Source organism: Microbacterium sp. Root322 (genome assembly GCF_001425645.1).
Classification (GTDB): Bacteria; Actinomycetota; Actinomycetes; order Actinomycetales; family Microbacteriaceae; genus Microbacterium; species Microbacterium maritypicum.
Map to the genome: position 1 here is coordinate 1,205,084 of NZ_LMCS01000002.1, position 23,003 is coordinate 1,228,086.

Sequence of the window (23,003 nt, forward strand, 5' to 3'; positions counted from 1 at the left end):
ACCGCGCGCGGCCGGATGCTCCCGACAGACGTCCCGCGAAACCGGTGCGCAGCTGGTCCCACGAACCCGCGCCGGGAATCGGGAGCACCCGGTGCACGCGGTGAGGCAGGATCAGGGGATGTCGTCGACCTCGCCGTGCGGGATGATCGCGGCGCGGTAGCGCTCCACGAGTTCCCGCCATCCGGAACCCTCGGTGTACTCGTGCTCGTAGACCGCTTCGGTGAAGTGCCAGAGCAGATAGGGGTGCGCGCCGAGACCGTACAGCGCCCCGTAGTCGCGTTCCACGAAAGCAGTGCGCTCCTCGGGGGTCAGCACCCGGTCGTCGGCAGCCGCATCGGGGCCCGCTCCCCCGGCGAGCCAGCCATCGACGAAACCCTCGGTGTCGGCGACGTAGGCGTTCACGTTCGCGGTGCTCATCTCGACGGCGCGGATGAACTTGTTCATCATGTACCGGCTCACGATGCGGCCCTCCACAGGAAGAACGGACTGGATGCGAAGCGCGAGGTCGTCGCCTCGGCGAGGTCGGCGGGGCGGCCCTGCATCGCGGCGAGCGCCGCCACGATGTTCACATACTGATAGGTGACGTTGCCCGCGGCCATGATGCGGTCGAACCGGCACCCGGCGATCGCACCGTCGAGGTCGCCGTCACGCATCCAGGCCACCGCCTCGGCATCGAACTCCGGGTCGGGCGAGCCGTTGAACGTGCGCGGGCCGCCGACGTCGGTGGCCATATGGCCCGAGGTGAGAAGTCCCACCCTGGCGTCGCTGTCCCAGGACTCGACCGCGGTGCGCAGGTGCTGTCCGAGCGCGGCGAATCGTGCGGCGGTGGGCAGTGGCGGGAGGATCGCGTTCGCGTGGATCGGCACGATCGGCAGGTCGAGTTCGGGCCGCACGTACTGCAGCGGGAGCACGAAGCTGTGATCGAGGCGCCACTCGTGCGAGACCGAGAAGTCGATCGCCTCGGGCAGCACCTCGCGGCCGGTGATCTGTGTCGCGAGCTCCTGGTTGCCGGTGAGCTCGGCGTACTCCATGCCGAAGGTGCGCACCTCGTTCTCGTAGGTGCCGTGGTACGAGGCGGCCTTGCCGACGATGAACGCGGGCGAGTTGTCCGAGAAGAACTGCCGCACATGGTCGGTGCCGAGCACGATGAGCGTATCGACGCCGGCGTCCGTGATCGCTTCGCGGATGCGACGGAAGTTCGCCTCCACCGCGACGAGGTCGGAGGGATAGGGCTCGCGCATCGCCCGCCACAGCAACGGGTTGTGCGGGGTCGCCGCGGCCATCACCAGTTCAGCCACGATCGGCTCCTTCCTTCGCGCTCACAGTCGGAACAGCTTGCGTGCGTTGTCGAGCAGGATCTTCCGGCGCGACTCCTCTTTGAGCCCGAGCTCGTCGAACTCGGTCATCCAGCGGTCCGCGGTCATCACCGGCCAGTCCGACCCGAACAGCACGCGGTCGGAGATGAGCGAGTCCGCGTAGCGGACCACCTCGGGCGGCAGGTACTTCGGCGCCCAGCCCGACAGGTCGAGATACACGTTCGACTTGTGCCAGACCATCGCCAGGTTCTCGAGGTGCCACGGCCATGCCGGGTGCGCGCTGATGATGTTCAGCTCGGGGAACTCGGCCGCCACGTCGTCGATGTACGGCACGGGGCGGGCGTTCTCGAGGCGGTAGCCACCACCGCCGGGGGTGCCCGCGCCGGCTCCGGGGAATCCGGAGTGGAACATCACCACGAGTCCGAGTTCGGCGCAGGTCTCCCAGATCGGGAAGAAGCGCCGGTCGTTCGCGAGGAACTTCTGCCGCGACGGGTTGAGCTCGCCGACGCCCTTGATGCCGTACTCGTCGTGCATCCGACGGATCTCGGCGACCGCAGCCTCGCCCTTCCACGGATCGATGCCGGCGAAGGCGAGGAACACATCGGGGTGGTCCTGCTGGGCTTTGCCGAGCAGGTCGTTGGGCGCGCCCTTGATGCCGCTCGTGGTCTCCGAGTCGGAGTTCACGATCACGGCCATCATCTTGCGGTCGCGGTACTGATCGGCCTGCTCGGCGAACGACACGACCGGCCGCTCGCGCCCGAAGTGCGCCGACATCTGGGAGTGCCGCTGACCCATCGCCGCGATGAACTCCTCGGTCTGCGGGTGGGTGTGGACGTCGATCGCGACGAGGTCGTCGATGCCGGGCATCAGGCTGTCCCTTCCGTGGGGGTGAGGGATGCGGTGGGCAGCCCGGTGATCTCCTCGGTGTCGGCGCCGAGCGCGGGCGCGTAGCGCAGCTCTGGCCGACCGGAGCGGTGGAATCGGATGCTGGGCACCGGCACGCGCAGCGCACCGTCCGGCCCCTCGATCTCCTCGACCAGCCCCATGCTCGCGATCTGCGGATCGTCGAACAGGTCGCCCATGGTGTTCAGGGGGCCGTGCGGGATGTCGTGCGCGGCGAGACGGTCGAGCCAGTACTGGCGGGGCCGGGTGGCGGTGATCTGCTTGAGCACCCCGTCGAGTTCGTCGTAGTTGCGCACACGCGCCTCGCGGGTCGAGAAGCGCGGGTCGGCGGCGAGGTCGGGCCGCTCGAGCACGTCGAGAAGCCCGGTCCAGAACTTCTCGGGCACCGACATGTGGATCACGAACGCCCTGTCGTCCGAGCCCCGGCAGGCGTAGGCCTGCGCACGACGCGGGCGCGAGTCGGGAGAGGAGACCTGGCCCGTCTCGAGGAATGCCGAGGCGGATTCGGTGAGGAAGTCGAGCAGGGCTCCGACCATCGTGACCTCGACATGCTCGCCCACCCCGCTCACATCGCGGGCATGGAGGGCGGCGAGCACGGCCTGCACGGCCGACATCCCCGACAGCAGATCGGAGAACGCCGGTCCCAGCGGACGGATCGTTGAGGCCGGGACCACCTGGCTGTACATGCCTCCGGTGGCCGAGATGACGGTGTCGTAGGCGGGGCGCTTCGCGGCGGGGCCGGTGGGGCCGAAGCCGGTGATCGAACACGTGATCACCCGCGGGTTATGGGAATGCAGCGCGTCCGGACCGAAGCCGAGCCGTTCGGCGACGCCGGGGCGGAAGTTGTCGAGCACGATGTCGGCATCGTCGACCAGGGCGAACAGGGCGGCGAGTCCCTCGGCACTCTTGAGGTCGAGCACCACGCCGCGCTTGCCCCGGTTGTAGGCGGCGAACTGCGGGCTCATGCTCGCCCGCCCCTCCCACCGGCGCATCGGGTCGCCCTCGGGCGACTCGACCTTGACGACGTCGGCACCGAGGTCGGCGAGCAGTTTGGCGGCGAATGGGCCCGAGATGTACTGACCCAGCTCGACCACGCGGATCCCGGCCAGCGCTCCGGCGCCCGGGGATGCAGTACTCGTCACTTCTGGTCTCCTCTTCGATACCGACGGCGGTCAGCGCACATCGACGACGACCTTCCCGTCGCCCTTGCGGGGGAAGTCGCGATACGCCGTCGCGATGTCGTCGAACGCGTAGCGTCGGCCGACGAGCGAGGGCAGCGCACCGGCGGCGGCGAGCGCGAGTGCTTCGGCCACGTCCTCATAGCGGGCACTGGCCACCCCGAACAGTCGCTTGCGACGCAGATAGAAGTCACGGGCGTCGATGCGCAGGTCGCTGTCGACCGATGCGGCGCAGAACACGGCCCTGCCGCCCCATCGCAACGCGGCGATTCCCGCGCTCAAGGTCGGAGCGTGGCCGGAGACGTCGAGCACGACGTCGAAACCCTCTCCCGCGCCGAGGGCTGCCGAGAGGGCCTCGGCACCCGAAGCCTGCACGACCTGCTCGTCCCCGAGCGGTGCGAGGTGACGACGGGAAGCCGCGACGACCTCGACCCCGCGAGCGAGCGCGATGGCCACGGCCGCGCGGCCGAGCGTGCCACCCGCGCCGGTGACGAGAACCCGGTCCCCCGCGGAGAGCGCGACGGTGCGGACGGCGTTGATGACGATCGAGGCGCTGTGCACCACGGCGGTCGCCTGCGCGGCATCGAGGCCATGGCGATCGATCGCGTTGCGTGTGGGGACGGCGACGAACTCCGCTGCACCACCGTCGCGGTGCACGCCGACGACGGTCTGCTTCGGGCAGTCGGCTTCGTCTCCAGCCTGGCAGCGGGCGCACGCCCCGCAGACGATGTTGGGCTTCACGACGACGGTCTGCCCGATACGTCGCTGGTCGACGCCGGCCCCGACCGCGATGATCTCCCCCGCCGGGTCGATGCCGAGGATGCGGGGCAGCTGCGCCTGCGCTCCAGGGCCGATGCCGGCGATGACATTGAGGTCGAGCTGATTCACGCCCACGGTGTCGACGCGCACGAGCACCTCGTCGGCTCCCGGCGCCGGAACATCCACTTCTGCGACGGTCAACCCGTCCAGGTCGTGGCTGCTCAGCACGGCGGCACGCATCTTCACCTCTTCATCGCGGGAATCTGTTTGGGATACTGTATCCAATTTACACCGAGCCCGTCTAGACCCTGTTCGAGCACGATATCCCGCAAAGCATGGACACGTGATTCCAAATTGGATACCGTATCCCAAAATCCGCGTGAGGCGCCCCACTCCACGGAGGAGTCGCACGCACTTGCCCGAATGGAGAGTCATGCGCACGACAAGAAACAGACTCGGCATCGCCGTGGTCGGGGGTGCTGCAGCACTGACGCTGCTCGCCGCCTGCGCCTCGTCGACACCGACACCGGAAGGACCCGTCGACCTCGGAGACGGCGAACCCGGAGCAGCGGAGGACACCAGCATCACGGTGGCCATCCCCTTCCCCGACATCACGATGTACTCGATGTTCGTCCTCGCGACCGACCTCGGCTACTACGAAGAAGAGGGCCTCACCGTCGAGGTCATCACCGCCGACAACGTCACGGCCGCGGTCGCCAGCGGCAGCGCCGACATCGGCGTGGAGTCGACCGGTACCGTGATCGACGCCATCCGCGGCGGCGTCGAGATCGACCTGGTCTCCGGTCACTACTGCCGGCAGAACTTCGACTTCGCGGTGCAGTCCGATATCAAGAGCGTCGACGACCTCGACGGCACCTCGATCGTGCTGGCCGGCACCCCCGGCGACCCGGCCGAGTTCCAGCGCGCGCAGGTGCTGAAGGAAGAGGGCTGGGACGTCTCGTCGATCAACGCCGAGATCGTCTACCCGGGCCCGGGATCGGAGTCGTGGACGGAGTTCTTCGTCAACGACAAGATCACCCTGCAGCCGTTCTACGCCGACGACAGGGCCGCCCTCGAGGAGCACGGCGCGAACATCGTCGTGGAGTCGCTGCGCAACTGGGCGAACGACGTGCAGATCGCCGGCACGAAGTGGGCGCAGGAGAACCCGAACAGTCTGGTCCGGTTCCTGCGGGCCACGCTCAAGGGCACCGACTTCATGACCGCACCCGCGCCCGGCGAGTTCCCCGAGAACGCGGAGGAGGCGCTGGACATCTACGAGGCCAACGACTTCGACGTCGTGGAACTGCGGGGTTCGGACAGCGTCTGGATCCTCGACGGTCACCTCGCCTGCCCGAACCTGTACTTCGACGACGAGGCATGGGACACCACCATCGAGACGCAGAAGCTCGAACCGCTCGAGTTCGACGCAGAGCAGCTCGTCTACCTCCGCAAGGCGCAGGAGCTCCTGGGCCTCGACAACGAGGGACCGGCGACGCTGCCCTACCCGTGACCCGCTGAGCCACACGAAGAGGCCCCACCGTTGCGCATGGCGGTGGGGCCTCTTCGTGTGCGGATGTACCAAACGATCAGTTTGATCGTTTGGTACCATAAGACCATGACTGATGTGCTGCCCGTCTCCGATGCCAAGCGTCAGCTCGGCGCGCTCGTCGATCGTGCCCACCTCACGCACGAGCCCGTGTTCTTGTCCCGCCGTGGGCGTCGCGTCGTGGCCATCGTCGACGCGGATGAATTCGATCGACTTCGCGAGATCGCCGAGGACGCCGAGGACGCGGCCGCCGCCGTGGCAGCACGCCGCGAAGCTGCGGAAACCGAATCGCTCCCCGTGCCGTGGGAGGAAGTGAAGGCGGAACTGGGGCTCGTGTGAGCTATCGGATCGACATCGCTGCGCCGGCACAGCGGCAGTTGCGAAAGCTGGATCCGCAGGCCCGACGTCGCGTGCAGGCGGCGATCGAACTCCTGTCCGAAGAACCACGACCGCCCGCGGCGAAGTTGCTCGCCAACAGCGATGGCGCGTGGCGCGTCCGCGTGGGCGACTATCGGGTGATCTACGACATCGAGGACGATCGTCTGGTCGTGCTCGTTCTCGCCGCAGGGCATCGCCGCGAGATCTACCGCTGAGCGAAGAGCCCCATGACCCCGGCGGGATAGAGGGGCAGCACCTCGGCGGCGGCGTCGAAGCTGCGCCAGACGACGGGAACCACCGCCCCGTCGCTCTCCGTGAGCGTCGCGCCCTCCGCTGCGGGTTCCGGATCGAGGCGTCCGGTATACACGAAGACGATCTCGTGTCCGACGTCCCCGTCCAGGTGGAAGATGTTCTCCACCACCCCGAGGTAGCTCAGATCCTGGATCGTCGCCGACAGCTCCTCACGCACCTCGCGCCGGACCGCATCGATGTGGGTCTCGCCGACCTCGACGCTGCCGCCGATGAGGCGGTGATATCCGCCCGGATTCTCCGCGGTCGCGGCATTGACGCTCACGGCATGCGCGGTCCCTTGCACGTTCGGCGCGACAAGCATCGCCTTGACGCGGATATGACTTCGATCGATCGGCACCCCGCAACGCTATCCCTGCCCGTAGACCGGACCCGACCCCCGTCGCGCATGAGACGGGGGTCGGGAGTCGTGGGGCGGATCAGCCGACGATCTTGCGCTCGTCGTACCAGGGCGCGAGCCGTCGCCGGAGGATCGAGATGAGCAGCAGCGTGAGGTTGGCGATGATCACCATCACCACGACCATCGCGATGGCCTCGTCCATGCGGAACTGGTACGCGGCGAACTCGAGCAGGTGGCCGAGGCCGCCGGTGCCGCCGAGGAACTCGCCGAGCACCTCGCCCGTGAAGCCGAGGGCCGCACCTCGTTGGATGCCGGAGAGGCTGTAGGGCAGCGTGGCGGGGAAGATCACCTTCCATCCGAGGCCGATCCCCTTCGCGCCGTAGACCCTGGCGGCGTTGACGAGCGAGGGGTTGACGGTGACAGCGCCCTCCATCGTGTTGAGCAGGATCGGGAAGACGGCCAGCAGGATCACGAGTGCGATCTTCGACTCGCTGCCGAGTCCGAGCCCGAGGATGAACAGCGGCGCGAGCGCGACCTTGGGCGTCGAGTACAGCACCCACAGGAACGGCGCGACCATGAAGCGCAGCACCGGCGACCAGCCGACGGCGAGACCGACCACGACGCCGACGACGATCGCGATCGCGAGACCGATCAGCAGGTTGGTGACGCTGAACGCGAAGGCGCTCCAGAACTCGGCGTCGACCATGAGCTGCCCGAACGCCACCGCCACCGCGCTGGGAGGCGGCAGGAACACGGCGGGCACCCAACCGAACCAGCTGACCGCTGCCTCCCACAGCAGCAGCACGGCAGCGACCACACCGATCAGGAGCAGGGTCCACTTGCCCTCACCCGAGCGCACCACGCGCCGCGGCCGCACGATGCGCACGGTTCCGGTTGCCGAGACGACGCTCATCGCTTGCCCTTCCTCGTCCACGGCGCGACCCCGCGTTCGATGGCCGTGACCACCTGGGTCATGCCGACGCTCCACAGCACGACCACCGCGATCGCGGCGAACGCCTGGTCGGTCTGATAGGTGTTCGATGCACGGATGATGAGCGCTCCCATGCCGCTGGATGAGCCGGCGAGCTCGGCCACGACCATGCCGATCGTGGCGAGCACGACCGCCTGCCGCAGGCCCGCGAACAGGAACGGGATCGTCGACGGCAGGTACACCGAGCGGTACAGCCGCATCCGTCCGGCGCCGTAGACGCGGGCGGCGCGGATGATCGAGGGGTTCGTGGTGCGCATGCCGGCGGCGACGTTGAGCAGGATCGGGAAGATCGCGCTGATCGTCACGAGGAAGATCACCGGGCCGATCCCGAAGCCGAACCACGCCTTCGCGAGCGGCTGATAGGCGATCGACGGCGTCGCGTAGATCGTCCAGGCGATCGGTCCGATGACGCGGTCGACCGGAAGCGAGGACCCCATCAGCAGCCCGACCGGGATGCCGACGACCACGGCGAGCGCGAAGCCGGTCAGCCACGCCTGCACCGAGACACCGGCGTTGGCGGCGAGGGATCCGTTCGACACGATCTCGCCGAAGCCCTGCGCGATGGCGAGGGGCGGAGGGAGGAAGACCGGACTGATCCATCCGAGAACGCCCACCACCACCTGCCAGAGCACGAGGAGGATGACGACTTCGACCGCGATGACGGCCGCCTTGCCCCGAGGACTCAGGCCCGCGAGCCAGGCGGCGGCACCACCCCTGCCGAGGTTAGGCCCGGTGGCGAGGAGCGCGGTCATTTCGACACCGCTGCCGCCGTGGCCTCACCCTCCAGCGCCTCCCAGAGGTGGTCGCGGAGTTCGAGGAAGCGCGGGTCGTGCTGCACCGCGCGCTCCGAGCGCGGACGCGGGATGCCGGTGGTGATGATCTCCTTGATCGCGCCGGGGTGACTCTTGAAGACGACGATGCGGTCGCCCAGGAGGATGGCCTCCTCGATCGAGTGCGTGATGAAGAGGACGGTCTTGCCCGTCGCCTCGATGAGCTTCTCGATCTCGTCGCGCATCACCTCGCGGGTGAGGGCGTCGACGGCGCCGAGTGGCTCGTCCATCAGCAGGATGCGCGGCTCCGCCACGAACGCACGGGCGAGTCCGACGCGCTGCTGCATGCCGCCGGAGAGCTCTCGGGGGTACGACGACTCGAAGCCCTTGAGCCCCACCATCTCGATGGCTTCCTGCACCTTCGCGCGCCAGTCGGCGGTGCGCAGGCCCTTCTGCATCTCCAGCCCGAACTTCACGTTGTCGAACACGGTCCGCCACGGCAGCAGGGCGTAATCCTGGAAGACCACGGCCCGGTCGGGCCCAGGGCCGTGGACCTGCTTCCCATCGACGAGGACCGCCCCGGTGCTCGGCGCGACGAGGCCGGCGATGACGTTCATGAACGTCGTCTTTCCGCACCCCGACGGGCCGAGCACCGTGATGAACTCGCCTTCGAACACGTCGAGGTCGACGTTCTCGATGGCTATCAGCTTCTTTCCCGTCCGCGCGACGTCGTAGCTCACCGAGAGTCCGGTGACCGAGATCAGCGGATCCTCCGAGTCCCGTGCGGTGTCGTTCACGTCAGTCATCGTCGACCTCTCGTCTCATCGCCGCGCGTCGGTGCGCGGCTTATCGCAGCTTCGGAAGCACCTCGGTACCGAGGAGTTCGATCTGCTCGAAGAACCGATCGAACTTGAACCGGAAGTCGAACACCAGGTGCTCGGTGCCGACCTCCTCGAACCGCTTGATCTGCTCGACCGCCTCGTCGGGGCTGCCCACGATGAGCTGGCCCTCGAGGTCTTCGACGGTCTCGAAGCTGCCGGACGGCGGCTTCACCGCGAACTTGGCCTTGTTCGCCCAGGCGAGAAGGCCCGGGATGTTCACGTGCTTGAGCGCCTCTTCGCGGGTGTCCTCGATCGACGTGGGCGGGATCACGGCGATGGTCGGCATCGGGCGGCCGTTCTCATCCGTCATCTCACGCATGGTCTTGATGCGCTTCTCCATGGTGAGCAGGCCCGTGCGTCCGGGCATCCATCCGTCGGCGAACTCCGCCGCGAGACGGGCCGAGCGCGGGGTCGCGCCGCAGTACCAGAACGGGATGCGTCCACCCACGGGCTTCGGCTCGATCGTGACGTTGTCGAATTTGAAGATGCCGTCGTCATAGGTGACGTCGTTCTCGGTGAACACCCGACGCAGGATCTCGGCGTTCGAGCGGACCATCTCCACCCGATCGAGGTCGCCCCAGCCGATCGCGTCGAACTCGTGGTCGAAGGTGCCGGCGCCGAAGCCGAGGATCAGGCGCGGGCCGAGCAGCTGGGTCATCGTGCCGGCCATGAGGGCGGTGACGAGCGGGTGGCGGAACGGGATGAGCGATCCGGTGCCGAGTTCGATCTTGTCGGTGACGGCACCGATGGCGGTGAGGGTCGTCAGCGCGTCGTAGAACGTGCGGTTCGGCTTCTCCATCTCGCCGTGCGGCTCGAACACCAGGTGATCGCGCACCCAGACGGAGTCGAATCCGAAGCTCTCTGCGAGCTTCGACCCCTCCAGGAGCTTCTCCTTGCTCGCCTCCTCGCCGAAGTGCGGCAGCAGCAGTCCGAATTTCATGTCAGTTCCTCTCTGCGGCGAATGCCGCCCTGTCTTCCGCCGATGCGGCGAGCTTTCCGAATGTGCGGTCACCGACGACCTCGTCGCCGACGTAGACGTCGACGCCGCGCACGAGGGTGCGCTGGATGCGGGCGCTGATCGTGCGCCCGTCGTACGGGGTCCAGCCGATCTTCGACAGCACGCCGTCGTTCGTGATGGTCCACTCGTCGGCGAGGTCTGCGATGACGATGTCGGCATCCGCCCCGATCGTGAGGGAGCCCTTGACCCCCTCCAGGCCGAACTTGGCGGCGGGAAGGTGAGCGACCATGTCGATCGCGCGCTGCAGGTCGAGCTCGCCCTTGTTCACGGCGTCGAGCATGAGCTCGTAGTAGTACTGAATGCCGGGGGTGCCGGTGTGCGAGCTCCACATCTGCGTCCAGCCGACCTCCTTCTCCTCGCGCGTGTGCGGGGCGTGGTCGCTGGCGGCGATGTCGATCGTGCCGTCGCGCATGCCCTCCCAGACGGCCGCGCGGTTGTCGTCGGGCACCCAGTAGCTGAGCGCGTACGGGCCCAGCGTCTCGACGTCGTGCCAAGTCGACAGGAACGGCGCCCAGTGGTTGACCTCGCAGGTCACGTCGATGCCGTTCTGCTTCGCGCGACGCACGGCTTCGATCGAGCGCCGGGTCTGGATGTGCGCGATGTGCACCGGGCATCCGGAGGCCTCGGCGAGGCGCAGCACGACATCGATCGCCGTGTCCCAGATCACTCCCTCTCGGGCGGCGTAGGCGGAGGCGTAGCCCTCGGGGGTGTTCTCACCCCGGGCGAGGTAGGCGCCCTCGATGTAGTCCATGAGCGCCTGGTCGTGCGGGTGCACGATGAAGCGCTTCCCGGTCTGGGCGATGTGATCCATGATCTCGAGCAGGTGCCCGTGGTTGTGGATGCCCGTGCCGGAGGGGTGCGGGTAGTCACGGCCGGTGTCGACGACCATGTAGATCTTGTACGCCCTGATGCCCATCTCGCTCATGCCGGCGATCTGGTCGAACTTGGTCGGCGCGGGGTTGTGGTTCCAGTCGACGATCGACGATTCCTCGTACCGCTGGAACACGTCGGTCAGGGTCGCGACGTCGGTGGTCGGCGGCTTGAGGTTCGGCATCCCGAACATCGTGGTGACGCCGCCGGCCGCGGCCTGCACGCTCGTCGTGTAGATGTCGTCCTTGTGCTCGTAGCCCGGTTCGCGGGTGTGCACGTGCACGTCGACCATGCCGGGGAGCACGAGCTTGCCCGCGGCGTCGATCGTGCGCGCGGCGGTGATCTCGGTGTCCGCGGCCACGATACCGGCGACCTTGCCGTCGGCGACGAGCAGGTCGGCGACGACCGGACCTGCGGGGGTGACGACGGTGCCGCCGGTGATCTTCAGTTCCACGCTCATCGCGCGACCTCCTGCTTCTGAACGGATTCGGTGGTGAGGGACTCGCCGATCGCGGGCGACGGCGACGAACGGTGGACGAGATGCGCGGGACGCACGTACCGGTCGAACCAGCCCACGATCACCGGGGTGGTCTGCTCCCAGTACGCGTCGTAGGCGGCGTAGTGGGTGGTGTGCCGCTGCATGATCAGCTGCTTCGGACCTCGCGCGGCCTCGTACAGCGCCTCGGCGTGATCGGTGGGCGTGGTCGCATCGCCCTCGACGCCGATCACGAGCAGCGGCGTGGTCAGACGAGCCGCCGCCTCGATGGGCCGGTAGGCGATGATGCCCTCGGCGCAGGCGAGCGGGACAGCGGTGGGGATGCGGTCATCGACGTCGGCCTTGATGGTCGTCGCTCGACGCTCGGCGGTGGGGATCATGATCTCCTCGCGAGGATGAACGATGCGCCCCTCCCCCGTGGCGACGCGCTGGCGGCGATCCTCCTCGAGCGACTTCTGGAAGTCGAGCCACTCGTACTCGCTGCGCATGCGGTGCAACCAGTCCTCGCCGTCGGCGACGGGCACCTGGCTGACGGCGGCCTTGATGCGCGGATCGGCGTCGGCGAGGAGCACCGCGTTCCCGCCTCCGGTGCCGCCGGTGCCGAAGACACCGATCGCGTCGGCGATCACGTCGTCGCGCGTGGTGAGGTACGTCACGGCGTTCACCAGATCCTGCAGCTGCCAAGCCGGCGACAGGTAGCCGCGGTCACCCTCCGAGTCGCCGAAGCCGCGGTAGTCGATCACGAGCACGGCGAAGCCGGCGGCGACGAGGGCCTCGTGATAGCGGACGTAGAGCTTGGCGTCCTTGAGCCCGAGCCAACCGGGACCCTGCACGATCGCGCGGTACGGACCCTCATGATCGGGGGTGCGCCACACGGCGGAGATGCGCTGACCCTCGCTGAAGTACGAGACGGGTGTGGTCTGCATGGGTTCCTCTCGGCTGAACGCGGCGTCGCGATCGGCGATGTGCGCCGCTGCGGTGGGGCTTTCCCCATCTTCACCCATTTTGGATCCAGAATCCAGTATTGATTTGGATCCAGTATCCGCGATACCATGACCGCATCACGTCGGCCCGATTGGCCGACGCCGGTGGTCCCGACCTGGACTGCGAACGCGCTCTCTCTTGCGCCCTTCCCCTTCCTCGTCTTCCGGGAGAACCATGCCTGCCACCGCCCGCGCCCTCGGCGCCGCCCCCGTCCTCGCCCTCCTCCTCGCCGCCGGATTGAGCGGATGCGCCGGTGCGCCGGCAGCTCCCGCCGCTGCCGCCGATCCGAAACCCGTCGTGGTCGACAACTGCGGGACCGAGGTCTCGCTCGATTCCACGCCGCAACGAATCCTCACCGTCAAGTCATCGACCCTCGAGCTCGCGCTGGCCCTCGGGGCGGGAGATCGGATCATCGGCTCCGCCTTCTCCGACGGCCCCCTGCCGGAAGATCTCGCGGCAGACGCCGAGGACATCCCCGTCGTCTCCGACAAGGTGCCGTCGAAAGAGGCCGTGCTCGAACTCGAACCCGATCTGGTGTTCGCCGGGTGGGAGTCGAACTTCTCGGTCGACGGCGCCGGCGAGCGCGCCGACCTGCACAAGCTCGGCATCACCACCTACGTCGCCCCCGCCGCCTGCAAAGCCGCCGGATACATGCCGGACCCGCTCACGTTCGACACCGTCTTCGACGGCTTCGCAGAAGCGGGCGAGCTGCTCGGCAAGGAAGAGGCGGCGGCCTCCCTGATCGCGCAGCAGCGCACGGAGCTCGCCGCGATCACTCCCGACGACCGCGGCCTCACGGCGCTGTGGTACTCGTCCGGCACCGACCAGCCCTTCGTGGGCGCAGGCATCGGTGCGCCCGAGATGATCATGTCTGCGGCCGGGCTCGAGAACGTGTTCGCTGACGTGCACGACACCTGGACATCGAGCTCCTGGGAGCTGATCGCCGAGGCTGACCCCGACGTGATCGTCCTGGTGGACGCCGCATGGAACACCGCCGCCTCCAAGATCGCGCTGCTCACCTCGAACCCCGTGACCGCGCAGCTCGACGCGGTGCGCAGCGAGCGGTTCGTGATCGTCGACTTCCCCTCGACCGAGGCCGGCATCCGCAACGTCGACGCCGTGCAGGCCATCGTGGCGCAGCTCGGAGAGCAGTGAGCGTCGCGGTTCCGCTGCGCACGGCGATCCCGGCCACCCCGGCATCCGCCCCTCGCCCGCGCCGCCGCACGGTCTCCGCGATCGCGGTGCTGCTGTTCGCCCTGGTCGGCAGCGTGGTCGCGGCGGTCGCGATCGGGCCGGCCGACATCACCCCGACCGAGCTCGTGGCGAGCGTGTGGTCGCACCTGACCGGGTCCGCCAGCGGGCTCACCCCCATCCGCGACGCGATCATCTGGGAAGGACGGGTGCCCCGCGTGCTCACGGCTGCCGCCGTCGGAGGCGGCCTGGCCCTGTGCGGCGCCGTGATGCAGGCCCTCACCCGCAACCCTCTCGCCGACCCCTACCTGCTCGGCCTGTCGTCGGGCGCGTCGACGGGCGCCGTCATCGTCATCGTGCTGGGGGCCGCGGTGGCGCTGCCGTTCGCGGCCTTCGCCGGTGCGCTGCTGGCCCTCGCATTGACGCTCGGTCTCGCCCGCGCGGCCGGCTCCGCGGGCTCGACCGCGGTGGTGCTCGCAGGCCTCGCCGTGTCGGCCGTGCTGGCCGCCCTGACGAGCCTGGTGATCTTCTGGAGCGCGACGAACGACAGCTATCGCGAGATCCTCAGCTGGCTGCTGGGCTCGCTCGGCGGTGCGGGCTGGGCGGAAGCCGCTCTCGCCGGCGCTGCCGTGGCCGTGTGCGCCATCCCGCTGCTGGCTTCGGCGCGGCCCCTGGACAGTCTCGTGCTTGGCGACACCGCGGCCGAGGCACTGGGCGTTCCCGTCACCCGGGTGCGGGTGCTGCTGTTCGTGTGCACCGCGCTGCTGACCGGAGCGCTCGTCGCGGTGAGCGGGTCGATCGGCTTCGTCGGGCTGATCCTCCCCCACGCCGTGCGCGCGGTGGTCGGGGCCCGGCATCGCGCGCTGCTGCCGGTGTCGCTCCTCGCCGGCGCCGTGTTCCTCATCTGGGCCGACACCATCGCGCGCACGGTGTTCGAGCCGCGTGAGCTTCCGGTCGGGATCGTCACCGCTCTGATCGGCGGGCCGGTGTTCGCCGTGCTGATGCTGCGCATGCGGAAGAGCCGCCCATGACCGCCGTGCGCGAGGACGGACTCGACGCCCGCCGCATCCGTTTCGGGCACGGCGGTCGGATCCTGTTCGACGATATGCACATCACCGCTCCCGGCGGTTCGGTGACAGCCCTGCTCGGTCCCAACGGCTCGGGCAAGAGCACGATGCTGCGCCTGATCGCCGGCACCCTGCGCGGCGAGGTCGAGACCCTCGCGCTCGACGGCGACTCACTGACGGTGATGCGGCGTCGTGAGCGCGCTCAGCGCGTGGCCCTCGTGGAGCAGGAGTGGTCGGCCGCCGAGGGCATGACCGGACGCGACATCGTGGGGCTCGGCCTGCTCCCGCACCGCGGGTGGCTGTCGTTCGACGGCGCGGAGGCGGACGCCGCGGCCACCGATGCGGCGATGCTCCGCGCCGGTGCACTCGAGTTCGCGGATCGTGATGCGGCGACCCTGTCCGGCGGTGAGCGCCAGAGGGTGAACCTCGCGCGGGCCCTGGCCCAGAGGCCGACCCTGCTGCTGTGCGACGAACCCACGAATCACCTCGACATCCGGGCGCAGCTGGACGCACTCGTGCTTCTCGACCTCCTCGCGCGCGACGGCATGACGGTGCTGGCCGCACTCCACGACCTCAACCACGCCGCGGCCTTCGCCGACCGGGTCGTGGTGATCGCCGACGGCCACGTGCAGGCCGCAGGTTCCCCGCAGAGCGTGCTGACGCGCGAGCTCATCGCCCGCGTCTGGCGCGTCGACGCCGAGGTGCTGTCACGCCCTGGCAGCGACCGCCCGCTGATCGTGTTCGACGCGGAGCACGCACTCGCACGCTGATCGGAAACGTACGGCCGCAGCCTCAGCCGGCCTCGGCGGAGGCGAACTGCGGGACGACGACGAATGAGCCCAGTCGGTGCGCGAGCGCTTCCGCCTCGGCCTCCTGATCCGCCTGCTGATCCGCCTCCTGCGGAGAATCGGCGAACGCGGCGGATCCGGCACCCCCGCCCACTCCCGCCAGAACACAGGCCTGCGCGGGCTTTCGAAGCTGGTCGAAAGTCATGGGCAGGCTCTCGCAACGCGCATGTCCGCACAGCAGATGCGCGAGCTCGTGGATCACCACGTGCAGGCGGAACCACTGAGGATCGGCCCGGCGTACCGGGATCCTCGCCCGGTCACCGTCGAGGAGAACGAAGCGCGGGACCGCGTGCCATTCCTCCTCGTTCAGCACCTCGACCTCGATGTCCAGTCTCAGCAGGGCGGACGCTCGTTCCAGGATGCACTGCACACTCGTGCCGCACTCGACCTCCAGCTCTTCGAAGAGTCGATCCACTCGACTTCGACCACTCACGATTCCCTCACCCCTCGCAAAGCCCGGCCCCCTTTCGGCCGGACAACCCTCACAGTGAAGAGACGAAGGTGAGGGCCCAGTCATTACGCCGAAACTCTGAGAACTTTCGGCCAGTCTTTTCGCGCCTCGGACTACGACTTTTGGGTCAGATCGTGCACAGCGAGGCCGTTCGAGGCCGAATCGACCGCGAACGGGGCAGTGGTGGCCGAGTCGAGCGTTGCCGAGTCGAGCGCTGCGGAGTCGAACGCTGCGGCGGCGAGAGCGACGGCACCGTCGAGGTCGCGCATCCACAGGGGATGCACCGGCGCACGCAGACCGGTCGACTCGAGACCGTCGGCAAGAGATGCGTCCTCCTCGGCGAGGAGCCAGGTGTCGAGCAGTCCGCCCCTCGCGCGCGCACCGTAATGGCGTCCCACCGCATCCGCGGTCGCGGCAAGACCGACGGCCGCGAGGCAGGCGTCGGCCATGCCGCGCACCGGAGCACCGGCGATGATCGGCGATACCCCGACCACGGCGGCGGAAGCGGTGCGGACGGCATCGGCGATGCCGGGAACGGCGAGGATCGGCCCGAGCGAGACCACGGGATTCGAGGGGGCGAACAGGATGACGTCCGCCGCGGCCAGCGCCTCGCGCACACCGGGTGCCGGTTCGGCATGCGCGATGCCCGGCCAGTCGAACCCGTGCGCGGGAAGGGCAGCCCGGTGCCGGGTCCACCACTCCTGGAAGTGCATCCGCCCCTGGTCGGTGGTGACGTGGGTGTCGACCTCCGCATCCGTCATGGGCAGCAGCCGCACCCCGAGCGGCCACCGGGACGCGAGGCGGTCGACCACCTCGGTCACCGTGGCGCCATCGCGAAGCCAGCCCGTGCGGGCGATGTGCGCACCCAGGTCGAGGTCGCCGAGCGTGAACCACGGCCAGCCGGCGCCCCACGCGTGCAACTCGGCGGCGACGCGTTCGCTCTCCCCCGCCCTGCCCCAGCCGCGTTCGGTGTCGTTGACGCCGGCGAGCGCGTAGATCATCGAGTCGACGTCGGGTTGCAGCCGCAGGCCGCTGAGCCACAGGTCGTCTCCGGTGTTGGCGATCACGGTGATCTCGGCGCGCGTCCCTCCCGCCGTGTCGGGCCACCGCCGCCGTGCGGCTTCGCGCACCCCGACCACGAACTTCGACCCGCCGACGCCGCCGGCGAGCACGACGATGCGCGGGGCGCGGGCGGTGTCGGCGGAGACGCCGGTCATGAGGCGAGCACCAGCGGTCGGTCCACGAGCGCCGCCGTGCGCGGGCCCAGGCCGGCACGGCGGGCGGCTCGGAGATGCTCGGCGTGATCGAGGTCGCGTCGGAGGCCGCTCAACACGGGGAACCCGACCTCGGTGAACCCGGCCGCACGATGCGCGGAGGCCGAATCGGCACCGAAGCAGGGGTTAAGGTCGAAGCCCGCCCGCGCCGTGGCGAGCACGGTGCCGGTTCCTTCGGCATCGGGGACGAACGCGCGAGAGTGCGACGAGGCGAATGCGAGCGCCCTGGCCAGTTCGTCCGGACGCAGCGCCGGCAGGTCGCCGAGCATCACGGCACGCGGGCGCATGTCGGGTGCCGCGTTCACGCCGAGCCCGATCGCCGCGGTCAGCCCTTCGCCGCGGTCGCGCACCAGGCGCACCCGCGGCAGGAGGCGCAGAGAGGTAGCCGTGACCTCGTCGCTCGTGACGACGATGACCTCGGCGACGCGCTCGCACGCCGCGGCGGCTTCGACCGTGTCGAGCGCGATCGCCCTGGCGAGCGGTTCGCGATCGACGCCGGGGATCCGCAGCCGCGACTTGCCGATCTCGGCGCGCTTGACCGGGATCACCACGACCCACTCGCGCGCGGGCGCTCCCGGCAGCGGCACCCCGATTCCCGAACCGCGGATCATGTCACCCTCCTCAGCCGCGAAGCCCGGCGGCGGTGTCGCGCAGCCGCGGCGCGATGTCGCGCTCGAAGAGCTGCAGGAAGCGGCGCTGGTCGTTACCCGGCGCGTGGAAGACGAGGTGGTTGAAGCCCCAGTCGATGTACTGCTGGATCTCGGCGGCCACGGCATCCGGGTCGTTCCCGACGATCCAGCGCTTCGCGATCGTCTCCAGCGGCAGCGCGTCGGCGGCCTTCTCCATCTCGACCGGGTCGGTGATGTCGTGCTTCTGCTCCTTCGACAGCGACAGCGGAGACCAGAAGCGGGTGTTCTCCAGCGCCGCCTCGCGGGTCTCCTCGTACGACAGCTTGATCTCGATCATCCGGTCGTAGGTATCGAACGAGCGCTCGGACTGCTCGAGCCCCTCCTTCACCGCGGGCAGCAGCTGGTCGACGTAGAGCTCCTGACCCTTCCCCGACGTGCAGATGAAACCGTCGCCCGCACGGCCGGCGTAGCGCGCCACCATCGGTCCGCCCGCGGCGATGTAGATGGGGATGCCGCCCTCGGGCCGGTCGTAGATCGAAGCGTCGTGCGTCGAGTAGTACTCGCCGTCGAAGTTCACCCGGTCGCCCGACCACAGTGCCCGCATCAGCCGCACCGATTCGCGCAGCCGCGCATAGCGCTCCTTGAACTCCGGCCATTCCTGCTCCCCCGCGCCCTGGAATCCGGTGGCGATCTCGTTCAGCGCCTCACCCGAGCCGACGCCGAGGATGATGCGGTCCTGATACAGGCAGCCCAGGCTCGCGAACGCCTGCGCGAGAACGGCCGGGTTGTAGCGGAAGGTCGGGGTGAGCACCGAGGTACCGATGCGGATGCTCGACGTGCGCTCTCCGACCGCCGCCATCCAGGTGAGCGAGAACGGCGCATGCCCGCCGGTGTGCCGCCAGGGCTGGAAGTGGTCGCTCGCGAACACGGACTGCATGCCGTGCGCCTCTGCCGCGACCGAGATCTCGACGAGCTCCCGCGGGTCGAACTGCTCCGCGCTGGCCTTGTATCCGAGGGTCAGTGTCATGTCGCATCCTTCTGTTCGGGTTCCTGCTGTTCGTGTGCGCGGATGTCCGCCAATGCCGCGGTGTATCCGTCGCGGTATCCCTGATCGAGCGCTTCGGCGGTTCCCAGCCAGAAGAGGTCCCGCTCCGAGCCGCGCACGATGCTCGACGCACCGGGGAGGGTGAGGGGTCCGACGAGATCGTCACGCCCGCGCACCACGGCGACCGGATTGCCGCTGGCCTTGCCCTTGACGAGGTCTGCGGCGGCGGCGAGCTCGTCGGCGACACAGGGGGTCGTGACGCTGAGCACCTTGCCCGCCTGGTCGGTGGTGCCGCGGAGGTCGGCGATCATGCGCACTCCCCCACCGCCGATCGCCACATCGGTCTGCCCTTCGCGCCAGGGACGGCCGAGGGTGTCGCTGAGGATCACACCCACCTCGGCACCCGTCGCCGCGCGCAGCCCCGCGGCGAGCGCACGGGCCGAACCGTCGGGGTCTTCGGGCAGCAGCAGCACCCAGCCGTCGGGGGTGTTGCTGGCGTCGACGCCCGCAGCCGCGGCGACCATGCCGAGGCGGTTCTCGACGATGCGCATGGTGTGCCCGTCGAACGTGCGGGAGGCGACGAGGCGCACGGTCTCGGCGGTGATCGCCTCCTCACGGTCGGTAGCCTGCACGTAACGACCCTCGGCCTTGGAGACGATCTTCGAGGTGACGACGAGGATGTCGCCGTGGGCGAGCTCGACGCCGGTCGCGAGGATCAGGGCCACGAGGTCGTCGCCCGGCTGCACCTCGCCCATGCCGGTGAGAGTGAAGACGGTGATCGCGGGGGCGCTCATGCGTGCACCTTCGGCAGCACGTCGCGGCCGAAGACCTCGACGAACTCCCGCTGGTCGGGCCCGACGTTGTGCAGGTAGATGCGGGTGAAGCCGAGGTCGGCGTAGCGCTGGATCTGCGCGCGGTGCACGTCGGGGTCGGCGGAGACGAGCATCGACGCGCGCATGTCGTCGGCCGTCACTCCGCGCACGAGCTGCTCGAAGTCGTAGGGCGAGCGCACGTCGCCGCGGCGCATCCGGAGTCCGGCGATCGGCCATTCGGTGAGCGCGTTCGCGAGGGCCTGCTCCTCGGTCGGCGCCCAGGAGAGGCGCAGCTGGAGCACCTTCGGGAGAGCGTCGGGGTCATGGCCCGCCTCCCGTGCTCCTTCGGCGAACCGGGCGAGCAGCGGGTCCAGGCGCTCCACCTCGGCCGACGTCGTGATCAGGCCGTCGGCGTTCCGGCCGGCGCGACGTGCGGTGGCAGGGCCCGCGGTGGCGATGTAGACCGGCGGCGCGGTGGGAGGCATCGTCCAGAGCCGGGTCGACTCCATCCGGAAGTGCTCGCCGCGGTGCCGGGTGTCGCGACCCGCGAGCGAGGCGGTGAAGAGCTTGCGGATCAGGTCGACGGCTTCGAACATGCGGTCGATGCGCTCGGCGGGTTCGGGCCAGTAGTCGCCGACGATGTGCTCGTTCAGCGCCTCTCCCGATCCGACGCCGAGCCAGGCCCGCCCCGGGTAGAGCGTCGCCAGGGTCGCCGCGGCCTGCGCGACGACGGCAGGATGCGTGCGGAAGCCCGGCGTCGTGACTCCGGGGCCGAGGTCGCCGGTGGTGTGCGCGCCGATCGCGCCGAGCATGGTCCACACGTGCGCGGCGTTGCGGTGGCGGGGAAGCCAGGGCTGGAAGTGGTCGGTGGCCATGATCCCGCGGAACCCGTGCGCCTCGGCGAGGACGCAGTTCTCGATCACGGCGGTCGGCTCGATCTGCTCGAGCATCGCGGCGTACCCGATGTGCATGTCGGCCTCCTCACCTCTGCTGTTCCTATTGAATGGATACTGGATCCAAAAGTCAAGAGTGTCGCGGAGACGTGCCTTCGCGCCCGGTACGGGGCGCGAAGGCGCGACGCCGCTCAGCGCTTCTGCCGCTGCACCGCCAGGGTCACCGTCGCCGATTCTCCTGCCGGGACCGGAGGCGCAGCGAGGTCAGGGAGGCCTGCGGAGACGGGCTTGCGGGCCCGACCGATCGCTCGACGCGACAGCGCCCACTGCAGGCCGTAGCCGATCGCGAACACCATCAGCGTGAAGATCAGCGCCATCGCCGCTCCCTGATCCGGCGCATAGAGCTGCGCGGAGCGCGGGTTGATCATGGCGTAGATGTACATCGACAGCGGCCGCGACGACGGGGTCGCCAGGAACGCCGGGAGGGTGAACTCGTTGGTGCCCAGGATGAACATCTGGATCCACACGGCCATCACGGTGGGCATCAGCAGCGGCGCGATGATGCGGCGGAACCCCTCGAAGCGGCTGGCTCCACTGGTGAGGGCGGCCTCCTCCAGCTCGGGGCGGATCTGCAGCGTCGCACTGTACGACGAACGGTACGCGATCGACACCCGGTAGGAATAGGCGATCACGAGAGCGAGCAGCGTGCCCGCGATCGGGATGTAGGGGTTGATCACCATGAAGGTGAGGAACATCGCGAAGCCGGCGATGGTCGCGGGGATCGCGACCGACGACGAGGCGAACAGGTCCATGGCCTTCACCCACCCGGTCTTCTTGCTGCGGGCGATGCCATAGGCGAGCACGGTGGCGAACACCACCGCGATCGTGGCACTGCCGCCCGCGATGATGACCGTGCGCCCGAGCGACACCCAGAACTCCGGGTCGGCGAGCACCATGCCGAAGGCGCCGAAGTCGGTGCTGCCCAGCATCGCATCGATCGAGAATGCCACAGGGTACGGGGTGATCGCCGCCCACAGCAGGGCCAGCAGCGGGAGGATGCCGGTGAGCAGCACGAACACGGCGACCAGCAGCATGACCGGGATCTTCCACGGCCCCATGCGCATGGTCGACGGCCGGAAGCCCTTGCCCGACACCGACGCCCTTCGCTCGGCGTTGCGCGTGGCCCGCAGATAGATCGCGAAGGCGATTGTCGTGATCACGAGGAACACCAGTCCCCACGCGGCGGCCAGACCGTACTGGGGCAGCTCGCCCGCGTTGGAGCTGATGAGCGTCCAGAGTTTGAGGGCGAAGATGTCGCGCCCCGACTCCTGGCCGAACAGCAACGGCACCTCGAGGCTGCCGAGGCCCAGGATGAAGGTGAGCACGGTGACGCCGAGAAGGCCCGGCCAGAGCATCGGCAGCGTGACGCGCCGCAGGGTCTGCGGCCATGAGGCCCCGGACACCCGCGCCGACTCCTCGAGCGAGCCGTCCATGTTCGTCAGGATGGGCACGATCATCAGGTACGGGAACGTGACGTTCGTGAGCGCCTGGATGAAGATCATGGTCGGGAACGCGTAGGGATCGATCGGCACGTCGCTCGCGAAGGGCAGCAGTCGCAGCATCTGGTTGAGCACGCCCGACTCGGGCGACAGCATCAGCAGGTAGGCCTGCGCCTTCACGATCGGCGGGATGATGTACGGCACGATCACCAGCACCGAGATGAGGCGACGCCACGGGGCATCAGTGCGCACCGTGACCCAGGCGAGGCCGAACGCCATCAGGAGCGTGAGCAGCGTGGAGCCGCCCACGAAGGCGCCGGTCGCGCCGAGCACGCCCCAGAAGTCCTCGCGCAGCTGCCACAGGGTGACGAAGTTCTCGACACCCCATTTCGCCGACGAGACGCCGAAGGGCAGGAACGGACCACGGAACGCGGTGATCACCTGAACGATCAGCGGTACCGCGAGAAGGATGAAGATGACCGCGCCCGAGACGATCATCGCGATCGTCATCGTGGTGGGGCGCTTTCGCCCCGTGGTCCGTCCTGCCTTGAACAT

At 69.0% G+C, this 23,003-nt stretch carries 25 protein-coding genes; 6 read left to right on the forward strand and 19 right to left on the reverse strand.

What is annotated here, in order from left to right:
• Window positions 1-111 precede the first annotated feature (111 nt).
• From ASC55_RS10725 to ASC55_RS10745, 5 genes are read right to left on the reverse strand one after another with little or no spacing between them, the layout of a single operon-like run.
• Window positions 112-459, reverse strand: a complete 348-nt coding sequence (locus ASC55_RS10725; protein WP_157535661.1) for a hypothetical protein — start codon at window positions 457-459, stop codon at window positions 112-114.
• A complete protein-coding gene (locus ASC55_RS10730; RefSeq protein ID WP_151487459.1) occupies window positions 456-1,298 on the reverse strand; it encodes an extradiol ring-cleavage dioxygenase in 843 nt (280 codons plus the stop codon). Before ASC55_RS10730 ends, ASC55_RS10725 begins: the two co-directional genes overlap by 4 nt.
• Before the next feature lie 21 nt (window positions 1,299-1,319).
• Window positions 1,320-2,183, reverse strand: a complete 864-nt coding sequence (locus tag ASC55_RS10735; RefSeq protein ID WP_055875211.1) for an amidohydrolase family protein — start codon at window positions 2,181-2,183, stop codon at window positions 1,320-1,322.
• Window positions 2,183-3,361, reverse strand: coding sequence for a CaiB/BaiF CoA transferase family protein (locus tag ASC55_RS10740; RefSeq protein ID WP_055875214.1), 1,179 nt, complete (start codon window positions 3,359-3,361; stop codon window positions 2,183-2,185). The genes ASC55_RS10735 and ASC55_RS10740 overlap by 1 nt, the downstream gene beginning before the upstream one ends.
• Before the next feature lie 30 nt (window positions 3,362-3,391).
• Window positions 3,392-4,396, reverse strand: a complete 1,005-nt coding sequence (locus ASC55_RS10745) for an alcohol dehydrogenase catalytic domain-containing protein (RefSeq protein ID WP_162243052.1) — start codon at window positions 4,394-4,396, stop codon at window positions 3,392-3,394.
• A 193-nt stretch (window positions 4,397-4,589) separates the two neighbouring features.
• Between ASC55_RS10745 and ASC55_RS10750 the strand changes: the two genes are divergently transcribed.
• The 3 genes from ASC55_RS10750 (at window position 4,590) to ASC55_RS10760 (ending at window position 6,295) form a co-directional block, all read left to right on the forward strand.
• Window positions 4,590-5,666, forward strand: coding sequence for an ABC transporter substrate-binding protein (locus tag ASC55_RS10750; RefSeq protein ID WP_055875219.1), 1,077 nt, complete (start codon window positions 4,590-4,592; stop codon window positions 5,664-5,666).
• 105 nt (window positions 5,667-5,771) lie between these two features.
• Window positions 5,772-6,041, forward strand: a complete 270-nt coding sequence (locus ASC55_RS10755; protein ID WP_055871358.1) for a type II toxin-antitoxin system Phd/YefM family antitoxin — start codon at window positions 5,772-5,774, stop codon at window positions 6,039-6,041.
• On the forward strand, window positions 6,038-6,295 hold the full coding sequence (locus ASC55_RS10760) for a type II toxin-antitoxin system RelE family toxin (protein WP_055875222.1): 258 nt from the start codon (window positions 6,038-6,040) through the stop codon (window positions 6,293-6,295). Before ASC55_RS10755 ends, ASC55_RS10760 begins: the two co-directional genes overlap by 4 nt.
• Here the strand turns inward: ASC55_RS10760 and ASC55_RS10765 are convergent.
• From ASC55_RS10765 to ASC55_RS10795, 7 genes are all read right to left on the reverse strand, one after another.
• Window positions 6,286-6,729 carry an NUDIX domain-containing protein gene (locus ASC55_RS10765; protein ID WP_055875226.1) on the reverse strand — a complete coding sequence of 148 codons (444 nt, stop codon included), beginning with the start codon at window positions 6,727-6,729 and terminating at the stop codon, window positions 6,286-6,288. The two genes, ASC55_RS10760 and ASC55_RS10765, sit on opposite strands and share 10 nt — an antisense overlap.
• A 79-nt stretch (window positions 6,730-6,808) precedes the next feature.
• Window positions 6,809-7,642 (reverse strand): ABC transporter permease, encoded by an 834-nt coding sequence (locus tag ASC55_RS10770; protein ID WP_055875229.1) that lies wholly within the window; start codon window positions 7,640-7,642, stop codon window positions 6,809-6,811.
• Window positions 7,639-8,472: an ABC transporter permease gene (locus ASC55_RS10775; RefSeq protein WP_055875232.1), complete on the reverse strand. Its 834-nt coding sequence runs from the start codon at window positions 8,470-8,472 to the stop codon at window positions 7,639-7,641. Before ASC55_RS10775 ends, ASC55_RS10770 begins: the two co-directional genes overlap by 4 nt.
• Window positions 8,469-9,296, reverse strand: a complete 828-nt coding sequence (locus tag ASC55_RS10780; RefSeq protein ID WP_055875236.1) for an ABC transporter ATP-binding protein — start codon at window positions 9,294-9,296, stop codon at window positions 8,469-8,471. Before ASC55_RS10780 ends, ASC55_RS10775 begins: the two co-directional genes overlap by 4 nt.
• A 40-nt stretch (window positions 9,297-9,336) precedes the next feature.
• A complete protein-coding gene (locus ASC55_RS10785; protein WP_055875239.1) occupies window positions 9,337-10,311 on the reverse strand; it encodes an LLM class flavin-dependent oxidoreductase in 975 nt (324 codons plus the stop codon).
• Window position 10,312: 1 nt separating this feature from the next.
• A complete protein-coding gene (locus ASC55_RS10790) occupies window positions 10,313-11,719 on the reverse strand; it encodes a dihydroorotase (RefSeq protein ID WP_055875243.1) in 1,407 nt (468 codons plus the stop codon).
• A complete protein-coding gene (locus ASC55_RS10795; protein ID WP_082524346.1) occupies window positions 11,716-12,681 on the reverse strand; it encodes an alpha/beta hydrolase in 966 nt (321 codons plus the stop codon). Before ASC55_RS10795 ends, ASC55_RS10790 begins: the two co-directional genes overlap by 4 nt.
• Before the next feature lie 232 nt (window positions 12,682-12,913).
• On the opposite strand from ASC55_RS10795, the gene ASC55_RS10800 reads away from it, so the two are divergent.
• The 3 genes from ASC55_RS10800 to ASC55_RS10810 are packed head-to-tail and all read left to right on the forward strand — an operon-like array spanning window position 12,914 to window position 15,767.
• Window positions 12,914-13,894 (forward strand): putative F420-0 ABC transporter substrate-binding protein, encoded by a 981-nt coding sequence (locus ASC55_RS10800; protein WP_055875246.1) that lies wholly within the window; start codon window positions 12,914-12,916, stop codon window positions 13,892-13,894.
• Window positions 13,891-14,961 carry a putative F420-0 ABC transporter permease subunit gene (locus tag ASC55_RS10805; RefSeq protein WP_200935165.1) on the forward strand — a complete coding sequence of 357 codons (1,071 nt, stop codon included), beginning with the start codon at window positions 13,891-13,893 and terminating at the stop codon, window positions 14,959-14,961. Before ASC55_RS10800 ends, ASC55_RS10805 begins: the two co-directional genes overlap by 4 nt.
• A complete protein-coding gene (locus tag ASC55_RS10810; protein WP_055875248.1) occupies window positions 14,958-15,767 on the forward strand; it encodes an ABC transporter ATP-binding protein in 810 nt (269 codons plus the stop codon). Before ASC55_RS10805 ends, ASC55_RS10810 begins: the two co-directional genes overlap by 4 nt.
• Before the next feature lie 22 nt (window positions 15,768-15,789).
• Here ASC55_RS10810 and ASC55_RS10815 read toward each other — a convergent pair whose 3' ends face one another.
• The 7 genes from ASC55_RS10815 to ASC55_RS10845 form a co-directional block, all read right to left on the reverse strand.
• A complete protein-coding gene (locus tag ASC55_RS10815) occupies window positions 15,790-16,260 on the reverse strand; it encodes a hypothetical protein (protein WP_055875251.1) in 471 nt (156 codons plus the stop codon).
• A gap of 149 nt (window positions 16,261-16,409) precedes the next feature.
• Window positions 16,410-17,513, reverse strand: a complete 1,104-nt coding sequence (gene cofD / locus ASC55_RS10820; RefSeq protein WP_082524308.1) for a 2-phospho-L-lactate transferase — start codon at window positions 17,511-17,513, stop codon at window positions 16,410-16,412.
• On the reverse strand, window positions 17,510-18,181 hold the full coding sequence (cofC, locus tag ASC55_RS10825) for a 2-phospho-L-lactate guanylyltransferase (protein WP_055875254.1): 672 nt from the start codon (window positions 18,179-18,181) through the stop codon (window positions 17,510-17,512). Before cofC ends, cofD begins: the two co-directional genes overlap by 4 nt.
• Window positions 18,182-18,191: 10 nt before the next feature.
• On the reverse strand, window positions 18,192-19,226 hold the full coding sequence (gene fgd, locus ASC55_RS10830) for a glucose-6-phosphate dehydrogenase (coenzyme-F420) (protein WP_055875256.1): 1,035 nt from the start codon (window positions 19,224-19,226) through the stop codon (window positions 18,192-18,194).
• The gene (gene cofE, locus ASC55_RS10835; protein WP_055875259.1) at window positions 19,223-20,038 is read right to left on the reverse strand and encodes a coenzyme F420-0:L-glutamate ligase; all 816 of its coding nucleotides are present in this window, start codon (window positions 20,036-20,038) and stop codon (window positions 19,223-19,225) included. Before cofE ends, fgd begins: the two co-directional genes overlap by 4 nt.
• Window positions 20,035-21,027 carry a TIGR03557 family F420-dependent LLM class oxidoreductase gene (locus ASC55_RS10840; protein WP_055875270.1) on the reverse strand — a complete coding sequence of 331 codons (993 nt, stop codon included), beginning with the start codon at window positions 21,025-21,027 and terminating at the stop codon, window positions 20,035-20,037. The genes cofE and ASC55_RS10840 overlap by 4 nt, the downstream gene beginning before the upstream one ends.
• Window positions 21,028-21,140: 113 nt before the next feature.
• Window positions 21,141-23,003 (reverse strand): ABC transporter permease, encoded by a 1,863-nt coding sequence (locus tag ASC55_RS10845; protein ID WP_055875274.1) that lies wholly within the window; start codon window positions 23,001-23,003, stop codon window positions 21,141-21,143.

What these genes read in the sequence shown, in the direction of transcription:
- ASC55_RS10750 (WP_055875219.1), top strand. Translation starts at nt 4,590, where the DNA reads ATGCGCACGACAAGAAACAGACTCGGCATCGCCGTGGTCGGGGGTGCT.
- ASC55_RS10745 (WP_162243052.1), bottom strand. Translation starts at nt 4,396, where the DNA reads ATGCGTGCCGCCGTGCTGAGCAGCCACGACCTGGACGGGTTGACCGTC.
- ASC55_RS10770 (WP_055875229.1), bottom strand. Translation starts at nt 7,642, where the DNA reads ATGAGCGTCGTCTCGGCAACCGGAACCGTGCGCATCGTGCGGCCGCGG.
- ASC55_RS10800 (WP_055875246.1), top strand. Translation starts at nt 12,914, where the DNA reads ATGCCTGCCACCGCCCGCGCCCTCGGCGCCGCCCCCGTCCTCGCCCTC.
- ASC55_RS10755 (WP_055871358.1), top strand. Translation starts at nt 5,772, where the DNA reads ATGACTGATGTGCTGCCCGTCTCCGATGCCAAGCGTCAGCTCGGCGCG.
- cofC (WP_055875254.1), bottom strand. Translation starts at nt 18,181, where the DNA reads ATGATCCGCGGTTCGGGAATCGGGGTGCCGCTGCCGGGAGCGCCCGCG.
- ASC55_RS10790 (WP_055875243.1), bottom strand. Translation starts at nt 11,719, where the DNA reads ATGAGCGTGGAACTGAAGATCACCGGCGGCACCGTCGTCACCCCCGCA.
- cofD (WP_082524308.1), bottom strand. Translation starts at nt 17,513, where the DNA reads ATGACCGGCGTCTCCGCCGACACCGCCCGCGCCCCGCGCATCGTCGTG.
- ASC55_RS10735 (WP_055875211.1), bottom strand. Translation starts at nt 2,183, where the DNA reads ATGCCCGGCATCGACGACCTCGTCGCGATCGACGTCCACACCCACCCG.
- ASC55_RS10845 (WP_055875274.1), bottom strand. Translation starts at nt 23,003, where the DNA reads ATGTTCAAGGCAGGACGGACCACGGGGCGAAAGCGCCCCACCACGATG.
- ASC55_RS10840 (WP_055875270.1), bottom strand. Translation starts at nt 21,027, where the DNA reads ATGCACATCGGGTACGCCGCGATGCTCGAGCAGATCGAGCCGACCGCC.
- ASC55_RS10795 (WP_082524346.1), bottom strand. Translation starts at nt 12,681, where the DNA reads ATGCAGACCACACCCGTCTCGTACTTCAGCGAGGGTCAGCGCATCTCC.
- ASC55_RS10775 (WP_055875232.1), bottom strand. Translation starts at nt 8,472, where the DNA reads ATGACCGCGCTCCTCGCCACCGGGCCTAACCTCGGCAGGGGTGGTGCC.
- ASC55_RS10810 (WP_055875248.1), top strand. Translation starts at nt 14,958, where the DNA reads ATGACCGCCGTGCGCGAGGACGGACTCGACGCCCGCCGCATCCGTTTC.
- fgd (WP_055875256.1), bottom strand. Translation starts at nt 19,226, where the DNA reads ATGACACTGACCCTCGGATACAAGGCCAGCGCGGAGCAGTTCGACCCG.
- cofE (WP_055875259.1), bottom strand. Translation starts at nt 20,038, where the DNA reads ATGAGCGCCCCCGCGATCACCGTCTTCACTCTCACCGGCATGGGCGAG.
- ASC55_RS10785 (WP_055875239.1), bottom strand. Translation starts at nt 10,311, where the DNA reads ATGAAATTCGGACTGCTGCTGCCGCACTTCGGCGAGGAGGCGAGCAAG.
- ASC55_RS10780 (WP_055875236.1), bottom strand. Translation starts at nt 9,296, where the DNA reads ATGACTGACGTGAACGACACCGCACGGGACTCGGAGGATCCGCTGATC.